Genomic DNA, 14673 nt, shown 5'->3' with positions numbered 1-14673 from the left:
CGGGGACGTCACCGATAGCGGCGCCGGGGGCGTGGCCAGCACGCTGTGGGCATGTCGAACACCGCCTCGGACAGCCGTCGCCCCTCCCTCGCCCGCCGCGCCGGGCTCACCCTCGCCGGAGCCGCCGCCCTCGCGGGACTGGTGGGCGCGTACACGCCGGGCCTCGCGTACGCGGAACCGGACTCCGCCGCCCCCGCGACCGTCACCGACTTCAGCGACTGCCCCGCCCTGCCCGCCGGGACCGACCCGGCCCGCTGGCGCTGCGAAGTCCACACGGCGGCACCCCTGTTGACCATGGGCACGATCCAAGTGGCGCTCGCTCCCATCACCATGACGCACGCCGAGGGACCGATGCCGGACGGCACCGACGGACAGGTGTGGGGTGCGATGCACAGCACACCGACGGCCGTTCCCGGCGGCCTGACCAACACCGCGGCGGGCGACCACGCGGGGCTGCTGCGACTGGCGATCCAGCCGGTGTACGGCGGTCGATCCGACTTCTACACAGGGCAGTTCAGCCTCCGTCTGCGGTTGTCGAGCCCGCTCCTGTCGCACGGGTGCACCATCGGGGCGGACGCTCCGATCGATTTCCGGCTCAAGCGCTCGGGACCCTCGGAATGGGTCTCGCAGGATCCGCCGGTGATCAAATTCTCGGCCTACGACGACGCTTTCACGGCCCCCGCCGCCGAGCACTGCGGGCCCCTGACCTCGGCGCTGAACCGACGTCTTGGGCTGCCCGCGCCGACCGGAAATCTGATGACCTACGACGCGACCTACACGTTCAGGACGTACGACGACCTGGACTCTCACCCAGTGGTGTGAACTTGCCGGGCACACCCGTAGCCGCCGTCCTCGGTCCGCGTTTGGGCGGGTGTGTCCCCTCTAGACTCCACGCATCTCTCGCTCTGGCTGCTCAACCACTTCAGCACCTTCGCGCTGGCCGTCGCGATCGTCGGGGGAACCGTCCTCCTCGCCGTCGGCGGCAGTGTGCTGCTGCGCCGCAGATATCCCTCGGTGGCACGCGGTGAACACAACGAGATGGTCGGGGTCACACTCGGCATGTTCGGCGCGATCTACGGGATCATTCTCGCCTTCGTCATCGTCACCCTCTGGACCCAACTGGAGGACACCCAGACCATCGTCGCGTCCGAGGCCACGGACGCGGCGCTCATCACCCGTGACGCCGGCGCGTTCCCGGCACAGGTGCGGACCCGTCTCGACTCCACCATGAACGGATACGTCCACGCGGTCGTCGAGGACCAGTGGCCACGGATGCGCGCCGGGAACCCCAGTTACGGAGCCACAGAAGTCCACCTCGGCGCCGCCTTCCAGGCGCTCCAGGAGTACGACCCGAAGAGTCAGAGCGAGCAGGTCTTCTACGAGGAGGCGGTGAACCACCTCAACGACGTGGCCTCCCAGCGCCGCGCCCGCATCACCATGGCACGCCAGGAACTCCCGCCGCTGCTCCAGGTTCTGGCCTTCGGCGGCGCGCTGGTCCTGATCCCGCTCACGTTCCTCTACGGCATGCGCAAACTGAGGGTCCAGATCCTCTTCGTCGCCTCGGTCGCCGGGCTCGTCGGCTTCAGCCTGCTCCTCGTCTTCGTCCTGGACCGCCCCTTCGCGGGCGAACTCAGCGTCAGCCCGGCCCCGTACAAGGAGGGAGCCCTGGCCCAGTACTGGACCGGAGGAACGCACGACACGAACCCCGAACACCAGGCACTCGACACGAAGCCCGGCCACCCGGCACTGGGCACGGAATCCGGGGCACGCAAGTAGAAGCCCAACTACCGTTGCCTCCATGACCATCACCGCGTCGGACATCACGGAGGACCTGATCCGGGACCTGCTGCGTGAGCAGCACCCCGACCTGGCGGAACTCCCCCTGAAACTCGGGGCGTTGGGCTGGGACAATCAGATCTGGCGGCTCGGCGACGACCTCGCCGTCCGCCTGCCCTGGGCCACGGAGTCCGCGGACGCGCTGCTGCGCAAGGAGTACACGTGGGTACCGTTCCTCGCCCCGCGCCTTCCTCTGGACGTCCCCGTGCCGCAGCGCCTCGGGCAGCCCTCCGAACGCTTTCCCCGGCCGTGGCTCGTCACCACCTGGGTACCCGGCGAACCCGCCGACCGCACCCCCGCGACGCATCCCGGGAAAGCGGCCGTCGCCCTGGCCGCCTTCCTCACCGCACTGCACCGGCCCGCCCCCGACGAAGCGCCGGCGGGCCGGGACCGCGGGGGCCCGCTGGCCGACACCGCCGCACACCTCGACCATGCGCTCGCCTCGGCCACCGGGCTGGGGCTCGTTCGTGACCCGGACGCCGTCCGCGCGGTCTGGGAGGACGCGGCCGACGCGCCCGAATGGACGGGCCCCCGTCTCTGGCTCCACGGCGACCTGCACCCGGCGAACGTCCTGACCACGAACGGCACGATCTCCGGCGTGATCGACTTCGGTGACCTCTTCGCCGGGGACCCTGCCTTCGACCTCGCCGCGGCCTGGATCCTGCTGCCGGACGGCGCCGTAGACGCCTTCCACCGGGCCTACATGCCGAGCCCTGACTCCGCCACCCTGCGCCGCGCCCGCGGCTGGGCGGTGCTGCGGGCCCTCAGCTGTCTCCACATCGCGGACGCCGGAGTCCGCGGCCGCCCCGGAGGCAAACCCACCTGGGGCCCACCCGCCCACGCCGCACTACGCCGTCTGACCGCATCGGCCCACCACTGAACAGATGCCCCCGCGGCGGAAATGGGATGCGGCGGCCGGACGGCCATCTCTAGGCTGCACGCGCCCGCCGGGCACGTTCGTCGAGTCGGCGTCAGCGGATCGGAGATGCACGGGTATGAGCAGTCAGTTGTCCGCGATCTGCTTCCGCGCGACCAGGCCGTCGGACCTGGCGGCGTTCTGGTCCGGTGTCCTGGGCTGGGAGCGGGCCGACACCGACGACGGCGTTCCGGACGGCGGCATCGCGATCCTGCCGCCCGATGCCGCCGGGTTCGGCATCCGGTTCCTGCCGAGCCAGGAGCCCAGGTCCGGCCGGAACAGGGCGCACTTCGACCTCACGAGCGTCTCCCCCGAGGCCCAGTCGCAGACGGTGGCCCGGGCCCTGGAACTCGGCGGCGCGCACCTCGACGTGGGTCAGCGCCCCGAGGAGGGGCACGTGGTGCTCGCCGACCCGGACGGCAACGAGTTCTGCGTGATCGAGGCGGGCAACAAGTTCCTGGCCGACACCGGCTTCATCGGAGCGCTGGCCTGCGACGGAACGCGTGAGGTCGGCTGCTTCTGGAGCGAGGCGCTGCGGTGGCCGCTGGTCTGGGACCAGGACCAGGAGACCGCGATCCAGTCGCCGAGCGGCGGTACGAAGATCACCTGGGGTGGTCCCCCGGTGGCGCCGAAGACCGGCGCGAACCGGCTGTTCTTCGAGCTGACCGTTCCTGCCGGTTCTCTCGACGCCGAGATCGATCGCCTGATCTCGCTCGGCGCGGCACACGCCGCCGATACGGAGGTCCCGGGCGAGGGGGTCCCGCTGCTCGACCCCGACGGCAACGAGTTCCTCGTACGGAGGGACGGATAGCGACCCCTTCCCGACGCGGGCCTCATCGCCCTGGTGGCGTCGGGACCGTCGGCCGTCCGCGCCCGGGCACCCGCGCCGCTCCGCGTCCCCCCGCACGCCTGGGCCTGCCGAGGACGACTCCGGCCAGGACCAGGACGAGCCCGCCCAGTTGCTGAACGGTCAGCACCTCACCGGCGACCACCGTGCCGAGCAGCACTCCGGTGACGGGATTGAGCAGTCCGATCAGTCCGACGGTCCCCGTGGGCAGATGCCTCAGCCCGGTGAACCAGGCGGCGAAGGCGAGCGCGGTGGCGATCAGGGTGACGTAGCCGAACGCGAGGAGCGTCGGCCCGGGGAGCGCGGGCGGAGCGCCTTCGACGACCGCGGCGACCGGCAGCAGGAACACACCTCCGGCGGTGAGCTGCCAGGCGGTCGAGGCGAGCACGTCCGCACCGGCGTTCCACCGTTTGGCCAGGATGTACCCGAAGGACGAGACCAGCATGGCGGCGGCCGAGGCGAGGACACCCGGGACGCTCACCTCGTCCACCCCGGTGAGCAGCAAGAGGCAGACCCCCGCGAGCCCGACCACGGCGCCGGCCAGATGGGCGGCCCGGGGCCGTTCGGACACCAGGGGCCAGGCGATGAGCATCATCGTCAGGGGCGCGACCGCCATGACGGTCGAGGCCACGCTCGTCGGCAGCAGCTGGGAAGCCGTGTAGACGAGGACGAAGAACACGCTCATGTTGAGCAGGCCGAGCACCGCGGAGCGCCACCACCAGGCGCCGCGCGGCAGCCGCCGGCACAGGGCGAGCAGGACGAGTCCGGCGGGCAGGGCCCGCAGAGCCGCCCCGTACAGCGGCCGGTCGGCCGGCAGGTACTCGTGCGTCACGAAGTAGTTGGTCCCCCAGGCCACCGGCGCGAACGCCGTCACGGCCACCCACCGCAGATTGGCTTCCATGGAAGCCAATATACCTTCCCGGGAAGATAGGATGGTGGGCATGGAGCACGGAGAACCTCTCGACCGCGTCGCGGGCATCCAGGCGGAGTGGCGCCGCGAGCGGCCCGACCTCGACATCACCCCACAGGGAGTGATCGGCCGGCTGCACCGCCTGGCCGACCGACTCGGCGAGGAACTGCGCCTCGTCTACGACCGCTACGGACTGGGCGAGGGCGAGTTCGACGTCCTGTGCGCACTGCGCCGGGCCGGTGAACCCTACGAACGGGCGCCCGGCGAACTCGCCGCCCACACGATGGTCACCACCGGCGCGATGACGAAACGGATCGACCGCCTGGAGCGGGCCGGACTCGTCACCCGCCGCCGTTCCGGAGACGACCAGCGCGGCCGGATCGTCGCCCTCACCGCCCCCGGACGCGACCTGATCGACCAGGCGTTCACCGACCACATGCGCAACGAACGCCGCCTGCTGGATCTGCTGACCCCGGCCGAGGCCGAGGCCCTGGAGCCGCTGCTCACCGCCTGGCTCTCCCGCCTGGAGCACCCGCGCGGTGCCGCCGAGCCGGTCACCCGGGGGCCCGGAACCCCGGGAGGTACCTCGCGTACGCGCCCTGAGCTGGGATGATTGAGCTCGGGGTACCTCGGCGGTACCCTGCCGTCATGGCAGCACTCAACGTGGAATTCTCCGAGGCGGAACTCGCGGACCTGCGGGCGATCGCCCAGGAGCAGAACATCCCGATGAAGGCGTTCGTGCGGGCCTCCACCGCCGGCGCGATCGCCCACCACCGGGCGCTCCAGGAGGGTGCCGCGGTCTTCCGGAGCGTCTTCGACGATCCGGCGCTCGCCGAGGCCATCGCCGCCGCGGGCATCGACGACGGTCCGCTCACCCGCACGACGGGCAGGGCCGCCTGAACCCATGGCTCCCGTCGTCCACATCGACGTGCGCTGGCTCCTGCGGCAGCACGAGGCGGCACTCCCCGACCAGCCCCACATCAGCGACTTCTCCGCGCTCGTCGCGGCGGTGGCGCGGCACCGTGTGGATCCGCCGCGCCTGGGCGTCGATCCCGACGCTTCGTGGCGCGCGGCGGCGCTGCTGCACACCCTGCTCCTGCTGCGGCCCCTTCCCTCGCTCAACGTCCGCTTCGCGTGCGCCGTCACCATCGCCTACATGCACGCCAGCGGCGAAGGACTCGACAGCCCCTACGGGGAACTCGTGGACCTGTGCAAGGACCTCATCGCGGGCAAGAAGGACGTGTTCGGCGCGGCCGACGTGATCCGGTCCCGGCGCATCTGACGACCCGTCGGGCGCGCACACGGCCCCGCAGTCATTCCTCCCGCATGCCGCCCAGGGCCGACGCCCTCTTCAGGGCCGGCACGAACTCCGGTTTCGCCTGGAGGACGAGGATCGCCACCGTCCCGGCGTCGCGGCGCACCAGCTCGAACCGGTGGAAGGTGAGCAGGGGCGACATGTTGGACATGTGCTTCAGGACGGTGATCCGGTCCCACGGCACGACGTGCTTCAGCCGGCCGAAGAGACCGGTGACGGCGAGGCCACCGGTGTGGAGGTGACACACGCGCACCCCGAGCCGCACGGACACCCGGACCCAGGCGGCCCGCAGACCGACCAGACCGAGGATCACGGCCACCGTGATCAGCCCTTTGGAGAGCCCGCCGTCGGGCCTCTTGAAGATCAGGAATCCCAGCACGACGAGGCAGAAGATCACGGCGAACCGCCGGAACATCTGAAGCAGGGCCCCGGTGACACCCGCTATCGGATAGCTCCCGCGTCTCTCGCCGAGTTCCGCCACGCTCTCGTCCCGCCTCAAAGGCCTGCTCCCCGTCATCCGCCCCGACCCGCGTCGAACGGGACAACTATCAAGGCGCTCCCGCCGAGTTGACAAGTCCCCACCAATGCCGCGTACGGCTGCGGAACCCGAGACCTTGACCCTCACGTGACGTCATGCCGCATCGTCGGGGGTGTGGAGGAACACCTGACCGTGGGACGCGTGGCGGAGTTCGCCGGTGTGAGCGTCCGCACGCTGCATCACTACGACGCGATCGGTCTCGTACGGCCGTCCGCGCGGACTCCGGCCGGATACCGGGCGTACGCGGCGGGCGACGTGGAGCGGCTCCGGGAGGTGCTCGCCTACCGGCGACTCGGCTTCGGACTGAGCGAGATCGCGCGGCTGGTCGACGACCCCGGAACGGACGCGGTCGCCCATCTGCGCCGGTTGCGCGGCCTGTTGCTGCGACAACGGGACCGGGCGACGGCGGCCGTCATCGCGATCGACAGGGAACTGGAGGCACGGGCCATGGGGATCGGGACGACACCGGAGGAGCAACTCACCATGTTCGGGGCGCGGTTGTACGACACCATCGGCTCCGCCTACCCGGCGACGCGGCGGACCGAGCCGCGGATCGCCGCCCGGGTCTGGGAGGCGCTCGGGGACGCGCGAACGGTACTGAACGTCGGCGCGGGCACCGGTTCGTACGAACCCCCGGACCGCGAAGTGACCGCGGTGGAACCGTCGGCGGTGATGCGGGCACAGCGTCCGGCGGGCTCGGCTCCGTGTGTGGCCGCCGACGCGGAGCGCCTCCCGTTCGAGGACGGGGCCTTCGACGCGGCCATGGCCTTCAGCACCGTTCATCACTGGCGGGACCCCATCGCCGGGCTGCGCGAGATGCGGCGCGTGGCCCGGCGCGTGGTGGTGTTCACGCACGACGGCAGCGACGCGGCGTGGCGCGAGCGGTTCTGGCTCACCCGCGACTATCTGCCCGAGGTCTCGGGTCTCGTCGCCGACTGGCCTTCCCTGGCCGAACTGGCGCGTGCGGTCGGGGGCCGGGCGGAGCCCGTGCTCATTCCGTGGGACTGCGCCGACGGCTTCTTCGAGGCGCACTGGCGCCGGCCCGAGGCGTACCTGGAGGAGTCCGTGCGTCGCGCGGTGTCGGTGTGGACCAGGGTCGGACCGCAGGCCGAGCGGCGGGCCGTGACGGGGCTGCGCGACGACCTCGCCTCGGGCCGGTGGGCCGACCGCAACGGCGACCTGCTCGCCCTGGACACGGCGGAACTCGGGCTGCGCCTGCTCGTCGCCTGATACGGACATGGCGAAGGCAAGGAGAGCCCTCTCCTTGCCTCTCTCAACGTATAGCGCACAGGGGGGCTTGCCGCAAGGCCCCGGTCCGGGCGCACAATCGTCGGCCTGTGCCCCGGCCTGCGCGGACGCGTCGGTGCTCCGCCCGGCAAGAGCGGCCGGACGACTCGTCACCGGACGGGTCGTCAGCGGGCGGGCCGGAGGGGTTCAGGGATGAGAACGTGCACGACAAGGGGTTCGACAGAGTGGGAGGCGCCCGTGACGCGATCGGACAGCGCGGGACGACGGAGCACGGCTGCCTCGGAGGCATCGCGATGACAGAGCAGTACGTGCTGGATCTTCAAGACCTCGACGCGACGCGGATCGCGGACGTCGGCGGCAAGGGCGCGCACCTGGGCGCGCTGACGCGGATCGAGGGCACGCGCGTGCCGGACGGCTTCTGCGTGACGACGGCCGCCTTCCGGCGGATCATGGCGTCGGCGCCGTCGATCGACGGGCCGCTCGACGAGCTGTCGCGGGTGAGCCCGGACGACCGGGAGGCCGTCCGCACGCTCAGCGCCCGGATCCGGGAAGGCATCGAGGGCACGGCCGTCCCGGCCGATCTCGCGGAGGTGATCACCGGCGCGCTCGCCCGGCTGGGCCGGGGGGCCGCGTACGCGGTCCGCTCCAGCGCGACGGCGGAGGACCTGCCGACGGCGTCGTTCGCCGGCCAGCAGGACACGTATCTGAACGTCATGGGCCCTGAGGAGATCCTCCGGCACATCAGCCGGTGCTGGGCCTCGCTTTTCACCGAGCGGGCCGTGACCTACCGCCGGCGGAACGGCATCGACCACCGGACGGTCCACATGGCCGTGGTCGTCCAGCGGATGGTGTTCCCGGACGCGTCCGGCATCCTGTTCACGGCCGACCCCGTGACGGGGAACCGCAGGGTCGCCACGGTGGACGCCGGGTTCGGCCTGGGCGAGGCCCTGGTGTCGGGACTGGTGAACCCGGACGTCTTCACGGTGCGCGACGGCGAGGTCGTCGCCCGGACGATCGCCGCCAAGCACCGTGCCCTGCACGCCCTGCCGGGCGGCGGCACGCGCGAAGCGGAGATCGAGCCGCGTCGGCGGGAACTGCCGGCGCTGACGGACGACCAGGTCGTGCGGCTCGTGGAGCTGGGGCGGAGGATCGAGGCGCACTTCGGCCGCCCCCAGGACATCGAATGGTGTCTGGCCGAGGACGGCTTCCGGATCGTCCAGAGCCGGCCGATCACGACCCTGTTCCCCGTTCCCGAGCGGGACGACGAGGAGAACCACGTCTACGTGTCCGTCGGCCATCAGCAGATGATGACCGACCCCATGAAGCCCCTGGGGCTCTCCCTGTGGCGGCTGACGGCGATGGTGCCGATGCACGAGGCCGGCGGACGGCTGTTCGTCGACGTCGCCCCGCGCCTGGCCTCGCCCGCGAGCCGCGCCGCGCTCCTGGAGGTCATGGGACGAGGTGATCCGCTGGTCAGGGACGCGTTGGAGACCGTCCTCGAACACAGTGGTCTCGTCCCCCCGCTCCCGGACGCGGGCCCTGCCGGCCCGCGGGCGGGAGAGGTGCCCGCCGTCCCCACCGAGGCCGATCCGGGCATCGTCACCGAACTGATCGAGCGCAGCAGGGCGTCCGTCGCGGCTCTGGAGCACGGTATCCGCGCGAAGACCGGACCGGAGCTGTTCGCGTACCTGCTGGAGGCCTTCGCGGAGCACAGGCGGGTCCTCGGGGATCCGCTGAACATCCAGGCGATCATGGCGGGGATGGAGGCCACCTGGTGGCTGAACGACAGGCTGCTGGAATGGCTGGGCGAGAAGAACGCGGCCGACACGCTGACGCTGTCCGCCCCCGACAACATCACCTCGGAGATGGGACTTGAGCTGCTCGACGTCGCCGACGTGATCCGGGCGCGGCCCGACGTGGTGGCGTTCCTGCGGGACGTCGAGGACGACGGCTTCCTGGACGAGCTGGCGAAGGTCGCGGGCGGTGCCGAGGCCCGCGACGCCATCGAGGCCTATCTCGACCGGTACGGAATGCGCTGCGTCGGCGAGATCGACATCACCCGGCCCCGGTGGCGCGAGCGCCCCGCCACGCTGGTGCCCGTGATCCTCGACAACGTCAGGAACTTCGAACCGGGCGCCGCCCGGCGGCGCTTCGAGCAGGGGCGGCGGAAGGCGGCGGAGAAGGAACGGGAGGTGCTGGCACGCCTGCGGCAACTGCCGGACGGTGACCGCAGGGCGGACGCGACGAAGCGGATGATCGACCAGGTCAGGGCCTTCGCCGGGTACCGGGAGTATCCAAAGTACGGCATCGTCAGCCGCTCCTTCGTCTACAAACGCGCCCTGCTGGAGGAGGCCGACCGGCTCGTGCGGGCCGGGGTCCTCCGCGAGCGGGAGGACGTCTTCCATCTGACGTTCGAGGAGTTCCACGAGGTGGCCCGCACGCACCGGGTGGACGAACGGCTCGTGCGGCGGCGCAAGGAGGCGTTCCGGTCCTACGGGGCGCTCACCCCGCCCCGGGTGCTGACCTCGGACGGTGAGGCCGTCAGCGGGGCCTACCGTCGCGACGACGTTCCGGCCGGCGCCCTGGTCGGCCTGCCCGTCTCCGCGGGAACGGTCGAGGGAAGGGCCCGCGTGATCCTCGACATGGCGGACGCCGATCTGGAGGCGGGCGACATCCTGGTCACTCCGTTCACGGACCCGAGCTGGTCGCCGCTGTTCGTCGCCGTCGCGGGCCTGGTGACGGAGGTGGGCGGCCTGATGACCCATGGCGCGGTGATCGCGAGGGAGTACGGTCTGCCGGCCGTCGTGGGTGTGGACCGGGCGACCCGGCGGATCCGGGACGGGCAGCGGATCAGGGTGCACGGCACCGACGGCTACGTCGAGATCCTGTCCTGACCGACATCCTGTCCTGACCGACGCGGTCAGGGCACGGCCGGGTCGCCGCGGTCGTCGAGAAGCGGGCTGTGGCGTTCGGTGAGGGGGCCGACGCCCAGGTCCTCGCGCATGAGCCTGCGCATCCTGGCGGCCGCCACGCCACGGGCCTCCCAGCGCGCGCGGTCCTCCGGGCTGCTGACCACGGTGCCGTCGGCGTATCCCTCACAGATGCGGCGCAGGCAGTGGAACACGCCGTCGCAGGCCTTCACGACGGGTTGGGGCGCGATGAGCCACATGCGTTCCGAGGCGACACCGATGCCGGAATCCCGGAAGGCCTCACGCAGCGCGAGCCCCCGCTCCTCGTCGGAGGGGTGCCCGCGCTCGGCCAGGGCCCGCAGGGTCTCACCGAGGACCTTTACGGTGGTCGTGTACTGCGTGTAGACGTCGAGCCTCAGCCGGCGCCCGTCCTTGGCGTCCTCACGCTTCCACCGGTTCCGGTCGGCGACGACGGTGGAGCCGACGCCGATGGCGGCCCCGGCCAGCGTGGAGAGCAGTGGCAACCAATCCATGGGGGCCAGCTTGGGCCATCCCGTACCGGCGGCACCAGATCCTGGCGGTGGCAGGGGTGTTCGGCCTGGCGGAAGATCACCGGCCGCCGTCCGTTCCTCCAACTGGGCCGGTACGGTGCGCACATGTCCGCCTTTCTTCAGCAACTCCCGGCACTCGCAGGCGTCGTGATCGGCGCCCTGGGTTCGTATCTGGCCCTCGTCCGCAGCGATCGCCAGCGCTTCGAACGGGATCGCGCGGACCGCTGGGACGAGCGGCGCCTCGCCGTGTACTCCGAGTACGCCCGGTCGCTGAAGAAGTCGGTGACGCTCACCTACCGTGTCGCGGCCCACCTGGGCAACGACCCGCACCCGCACCCCTTGGCCCTGGACGAGGCCGAGCCGCTGCTGGCCCGGGCCACCGACGACCGCGATCCCGCGGGCGAGGCCCTGATCATGCTGGGCAGCCGCGAAGTGGTGGACCGGGCCCGGACATGGGTGACCGTGGTGATGGAGATGGAACGCTTCCAGCGCGCGGGCACCCGTGATCCCCAAGCCTGGCAGGCGCTTCTGGAACGCCAGCGCAGAGGCCGCGAGGGCTACTACTCCGCCGTGCGCGAGGATCTCCAGCTGCCGCCCGGCCACCCGGGCCGATGGCTGACGACACCGGAGACGTGACGCGCAGGACAGCCGTCGCCCGGACCTCGACGGCCCGGACGGCCTCTACTCTCCCTGCTGCTGCCCCACTTGCTCGATCACGCGGCGCAGCACATCCCGGGCGGCGGCGATCTCGGCGGGCTCGATCCCGGCCGCGAGCAGCCGGTGGGCCACCGCGGCGCGGTCCGTGATCCCTTCCAGCACACGAGCCCCCTGGGGAGTGAGACCGAGGAGCGGCGAACTCCGGTGATCGGGGTTGGGCCGGAAGTCGGCCAGTCCGTCGCGGGCCAGGTCGTTGGCGATGCGCTGGACCCCCTGCCGGGTGACGCCGAGGCGACGGGCGGCCCGGGCCACGGACAGCGGCTCGTCGGAAACGACGCTGAGGACCTGCCAGCGCGCCTGTGTCTGCCCCTCGGCCGCCGCGATCGTCTCCCCCGACCTGCGCAGCACACCGGCCGCCTCGTAGACGTCGGCGACCAGCAGGGCCATCTCGTCCGGCACTCGGGGCACGCCGGCCACCTCTCCGCTTTGACAGCATGTTGTCAGTCTGTAGATTTGTTGTCATCGTACTACGCGGTGTCCGCTCCGCGGCGCCTCCGCACCATGACCCTGGAGAGAGCCCCCATGACCCACGCGATCGACAATCTGCGGGCCGCACTGGCCCGCGCCGAGGCCGTCCGCCCCCAGGCCGGCGGTTTCCCCTACCTCGCCGAGGCACTGCGCCAGGCCGGCGTCACCCACTGCCTGATGGCCGTGCCGTCCAACGCGATGCTCTACCTCACCGCCGCCGGGCCGGTGGCCGTCCAGGGCGAGACGCTGATCAGCGGCATGACCGAGGTCCCGCGCTTCGACCCCGAGGCGCTGGTCGCGGCGCTGCGCGCGGACCAGGCGGGCCGGACGACGTTCCCCGAGTTCGTCCAGGGCTGCTGGGCGGCGGGAGTCGTCCGGTACGACGTCGACCTGACGGCCCGCACCTGCACCTATTTCGGCGCCGACGGCGACTCCTACGTCGAGTCGTACGAGGCGGTCCAGCTGTAGCGTCTGGTGAAACCACCCCGGTGTCCGCTCAAGAAGGAGAACCTTGGCCCCCACCGACGCCACCTACGCGATCACCGGAGCCACCGGCCGTCTGGGCGGGCGGGTCGCCCGCAGGCTGGCCGCGGCCGGCCTCGCCCAGACCCTCCTGGCCCGCACCCCGTCCCGTGCGCCCCGGCTGCCCGGCGCGATCGCCGTCCCCGGCGCCTACGACGACCGGGAAGCCCTCGTCCGCGCCCTGCGCGCCACCGACCGCGTGCTGATGGTCTCGGCCTCGGAGTCCCCCGACCGGCTCCGTGACCACCGCACCTTCGTCGACGCCGCCGCCCAGGCGGGTGTCGCGCACCTGGTCTACATCTCCTTCTACGGGGCCGCACCCGACGCGACCTTCACCCTGGCCCGGGACCACTGGCACACCGAGCAGCACATCCGCGCGAGCGGAATCCCCTGCACCTTCCTGCGCGACAACCTGTACGCCGACTTCATGCCCGCCCTCGTCGGCGCCGACGGTGTCATCCGCGGCCCGGCCGGTAGCGGCAGCGCGGCCGTCGTCGCCCAGGACGACATCGCCGACGCCACGGTGGCGGTGCTGCGCGATCCGGCTCCGCACACCGGCCGTACGTACGAGCTCACGGGACCGGAATCGCTCACGCTGACCGAAGTGGCCCGTACCCTCACCGCCGTCGGCGGCCGGCCGGTCTCCTACGTCCCGGAGACGACCGAGGAGGCCTATGCCTCGCGCGCGGAATACGGGGCGCCCGACTGGCAGCTCGACGCCTGGGTGTCCACCTACGCGGCGATCGCCGACGGATCGCTCGCCGCCGTGACCACCGCCGTCGAGGACCTCACGGGGCACCGGGCGACCTCGCTCGACCAGCTCCTGCGCGCCTCGGCCGACGGGCCCCCCGCGCCCTGACGTGCCGCGGAGGCGTGACTCAGCGCGGGATCACCCAGTCCGGGACCCAGGTCCCGGCCGTGTCGGGGCCGGCCGCCGCGGTGGCGAGGTGGGCGCGCAGGGTGGCCAGCGCCGGGTGGGGGTTGTCGCGGTGCCACAGCAGCGCATGCGGGTAGACGGGTGTCGGGCCGGTCACCGGGATCAGGCGCAGACCGAGGCCGGCCGGTCCGACGCCGGGGGCGCCGCCGTCCCTCGGCAGCCGGGGAAGGGTCCGCTCCCCCATGAAGGTGGCCAGCGCCGGTGTGTCGGCGACGGTGTCCAGCAGCGCGTCGGAGCCGAAGTTGGGGCCGGTCGCCTCGATGGTGAGACCGAACGCGGCGACGAGGTCGTCGTAGTAGGCGGCCCACTCGGTGCCGGGGACGATGCCCGGCATCCAGATCCGGTGGCCGACGAGCTCGGCGACCGTCACGGAGCGGGCTCCCGCCAGCGCGTGGGCCGGACCGGTGAGCAGGTGGAGCGGCTCGTCGAGCACCCGTACGGACTCGATGTCCTCGGGAAGCGGTCTGCCCGGTGCGGCGACCGCGCGGAAGGACGCGTCGATCTCGCCGGAGCGGACGGCGGCGACGGCCTTCTCGATGGCGAACAGCATCACCACGTCGAGGTCCACCTCGGGGTGCGTGCGGTGGAAGCCGCGCATGAGACCCGAGGCCGCGCCGCGCGAGGCGATGATGTCGACGCGCAGCGGCCGGCGGCCGGTGCGGACGGACGCGACGGCCCGCTCGGACACCCGCAGCAGCTCACGCGCGTGGGGCAGGAACGCCTGACCGTCGATGGTGAGCTCGGCGCCTCGCGGGGTGCGAGTGAACAGCCTTACCCCCAGGGCGCGTTCCAGCGCGGCGATGCGCTTGGAGACGGCCTGCTGGGTGACCGACAGCTCGGCGGCGGCCTCCTGGAACCGCCCGGTGTCGGCGACGGCGACGAAGGTCCTGACGGTGTCGAGGTCCACCCGCCCACCCTAGCTCCACAACCGATGGTTGTGCCCTGTGGTCCCGCGGTTG

General features: G+C 72.0%; 17 protein-coding genes. 12 read left to right on the top strand and 5 right to left on the bottom strand.

What is annotated here, in order from left to right:
- Nucleotides 1-51 precede the first annotated feature (51 nt).
- The 4 genes from WJM95_RS32105 (at nucleotide 52) to WJM95_RS32090 (ending at nucleotide 3563) form a co-directional block, all read left to right on the top strand.
- Nucleotides 52-822 carry a hypothetical protein gene (locus WJM95_RS32105; protein ID WP_339134113.1) on the top strand — a complete coding sequence of 257 codons (771 nt, stop codon included), beginning with the start codon at nucleotides 52-54 and terminating at the stop codon, nucleotides 820-822.
- 51 nt (nucleotides 823-873) lie between these two features.
- Nucleotides 874-1776, top strand: a complete 903-nt coding sequence (locus tag WJM95_RS32100; RefSeq protein ID WP_339134111.1) for a DUF4239 domain-containing protein — start codon at nucleotides 874-876, stop codon at nucleotides 1774-1776.
- A gap of 22 nt (nucleotides 1777-1798) precedes the next feature.
- Nucleotides 1799-2716 (top strand): aminoglycoside phosphotransferase family protein, encoded by a 918-nt coding sequence (locus WJM95_RS32095; RefSeq protein ID WP_339134109.1) that lies wholly within the window; start codon nucleotides 1799-1801, stop codon nucleotides 2714-2716.
- 115 nt (nucleotides 2717-2831) lie between these two features.
- Nucleotides 2832-3563 (top strand): VOC family protein, encoded by a 732-nt coding sequence (locus WJM95_RS32090; RefSeq protein ID WP_339134107.1) that lies wholly within the window; start codon nucleotides 2832-2834, stop codon nucleotides 3561-3563.
- A gap of 22 nt (nucleotides 3564-3585) precedes the next feature.
- On the opposite strand, the gene WJM95_RS32085 is transcribed toward WJM95_RS32090, so the two are convergent.
- Nucleotides 3586-4500 carry an EamA family transporter gene (locus tag WJM95_RS32085; RefSeq protein WP_339134105.1) on the bottom strand — a complete coding sequence of 305 codons (915 nt, stop codon included), beginning with the start codon at nucleotides 4498-4500 and terminating at the stop codon, nucleotides 3586-3588.
- A gap of 40 nt (nucleotides 4501-4540) precedes the next feature.
- Between WJM95_RS32085 and WJM95_RS32080 the strand changes: the two genes are divergently transcribed.
- The 3 genes from WJM95_RS32080 to WJM95_RS32070 are packed head-to-tail and all read left to right on the top strand — an operon-like array spanning nucleotide 4541 to nucleotide 5791.
- Nucleotides 4541-5122: a MarR family transcriptional regulator gene (locus WJM95_RS32080; RefSeq protein WP_339134103.1), complete on the top strand. Its 582-nt coding sequence runs from the start codon at nucleotides 4541-4543 to the stop codon at nucleotides 5120-5122.
- 35 nt (nucleotides 5123-5157) lie between these two features.
- Entirely contained in the window at nucleotides 5158-5409 is a 252-nt protein-coding gene (locus tag WJM95_RS32075) for a hypothetical protein (protein ID WP_339134101.1), read from the top strand.
- Between the two features lie 4 nt (nucleotides 5410-5413).
- Nucleotides 5414-5791, top strand: a complete 378-nt coding sequence (locus tag WJM95_RS32070) for a toxin Doc (RefSeq protein ID WP_339134099.1) — start codon at nucleotides 5414-5416, stop codon at nucleotides 5789-5791.
- 31 nt (nucleotides 5792-5822) lie between these two features.
- Here WJM95_RS32070 and WJM95_RS32065 read toward each other — a convergent pair whose 3' ends face one another.
- Entirely contained in the window at nucleotides 5823-6323 is a 501-nt protein-coding gene (locus WJM95_RS32065; RefSeq protein ID WP_339134097.1) for a hypothetical protein, read from the bottom strand.
- Between the two features lie 153 nt (nucleotides 6324-6476).
- Between WJM95_RS32065 and WJM95_RS32060 the strand changes: the two genes are divergently transcribed.
- Nucleotides 6477-7592 (top strand): MerR family transcriptional regulator, encoded by a 1116-nt coding sequence (locus WJM95_RS32060; protein WP_339134095.1) that lies wholly within the window; start codon nucleotides 6477-6479, stop codon nucleotides 7590-7592.
- Nucleotides 7593-7903: 311 nt separating this feature from the next.
- Nucleotides 7904-10504, top strand: coding sequence for a rifamycin-inactivating phosphotransferase (gene rph / locus WJM95_RS32055; RefSeq protein ID WP_339134094.1), 2601 nt, complete (start codon nucleotides 7904-7906; stop codon nucleotides 10502-10504).
- A 26-nt stretch (nucleotides 10505-10530) separates the two neighbouring features.
- On the opposite strand, the gene WJM95_RS32050 is transcribed toward rph, so the two are convergent.
- Complete coding sequence (locus WJM95_RS32050; protein WP_339134093.1) at nucleotides 10531-11052, bottom strand: hypothetical protein; 522 nt, start codon at nucleotides 11050-11052, stop codon at nucleotides 10531-10533.
- Between the two features lie 123 nt (nucleotides 11053-11175).
- Between WJM95_RS32050 and WJM95_RS32045 the strand changes: the two genes are divergently transcribed.
- On the top strand, nucleotides 11176-11706 hold the full coding sequence (locus tag WJM95_RS32045) for a hypothetical protein (RefSeq protein ID WP_339134092.1): 531 nt from the start codon (nucleotides 11176-11178) through the stop codon (nucleotides 11704-11706).
- 45 nt (nucleotides 11707-11751) lie between these two features.
- On the opposite strand, the gene WJM95_RS32040 is transcribed toward WJM95_RS32045, so the two are convergent.
- The gene (locus tag WJM95_RS32040; protein WP_339134091.1) at nucleotides 11752-12195 is read right to left on the bottom strand and encodes a MarR family transcriptional regulator; all 444 of its coding nucleotides are present in this window, start codon (nucleotides 12193-12195) and stop codon (nucleotides 11752-11754) included.
- A 114-nt stretch (nucleotides 12196-12309) separates the two neighbouring features.
- Here WJM95_RS32040 and WJM95_RS32035 point away from each other — a divergent pair, with 114 nt between their 5' ends.
- Together WJM95_RS32035 and WJM95_RS32030 are read left to right on the top strand one after the other, a co-directional pair.
- Nucleotides 12310-12723: a DUF1398 family protein gene (locus WJM95_RS32035; RefSeq protein WP_339134090.1), complete on the top strand. Its 414-nt coding sequence runs from the start codon at nucleotides 12310-12312 to the stop codon at nucleotides 12721-12723.
- Nucleotides 12724-12766: 43 nt separating this feature from the next.
- Nucleotides 12767-13636, top strand: coding sequence for an SDR family oxidoreductase (locus WJM95_RS32030; RefSeq protein WP_339134088.1), 870 nt, complete (start codon nucleotides 12767-12769; stop codon nucleotides 13634-13636).
- Nucleotides 13637-13655: 19 nt separating this feature from the next.
- Here WJM95_RS32030 and WJM95_RS32025 read toward each other — a convergent pair whose 3' ends face one another.
- On the bottom strand, nucleotides 13656-14621 hold the full coding sequence (locus WJM95_RS32025; RefSeq protein WP_339134086.1) for a LysR family transcriptional regulator: 966 nt from the start codon (nucleotides 14619-14621) through the stop codon (nucleotides 13656-13658).
- Nucleotides 14622-14673: the final 52 nt, after the last annotated feature.

The sequence above is a fragment of the Streptomyces sp. f51 genome (assembly GCF_037940415.1).
GTDB lineage: Bacteria > Actinomycetota > Actinomycetes > Streptomycetales > Streptomycetaceae > Streptomyces.
Note: the sequence above shows the minus strand (reverse complement) of the source record. Positions and strands in the feature narration are given on the sequence as shown.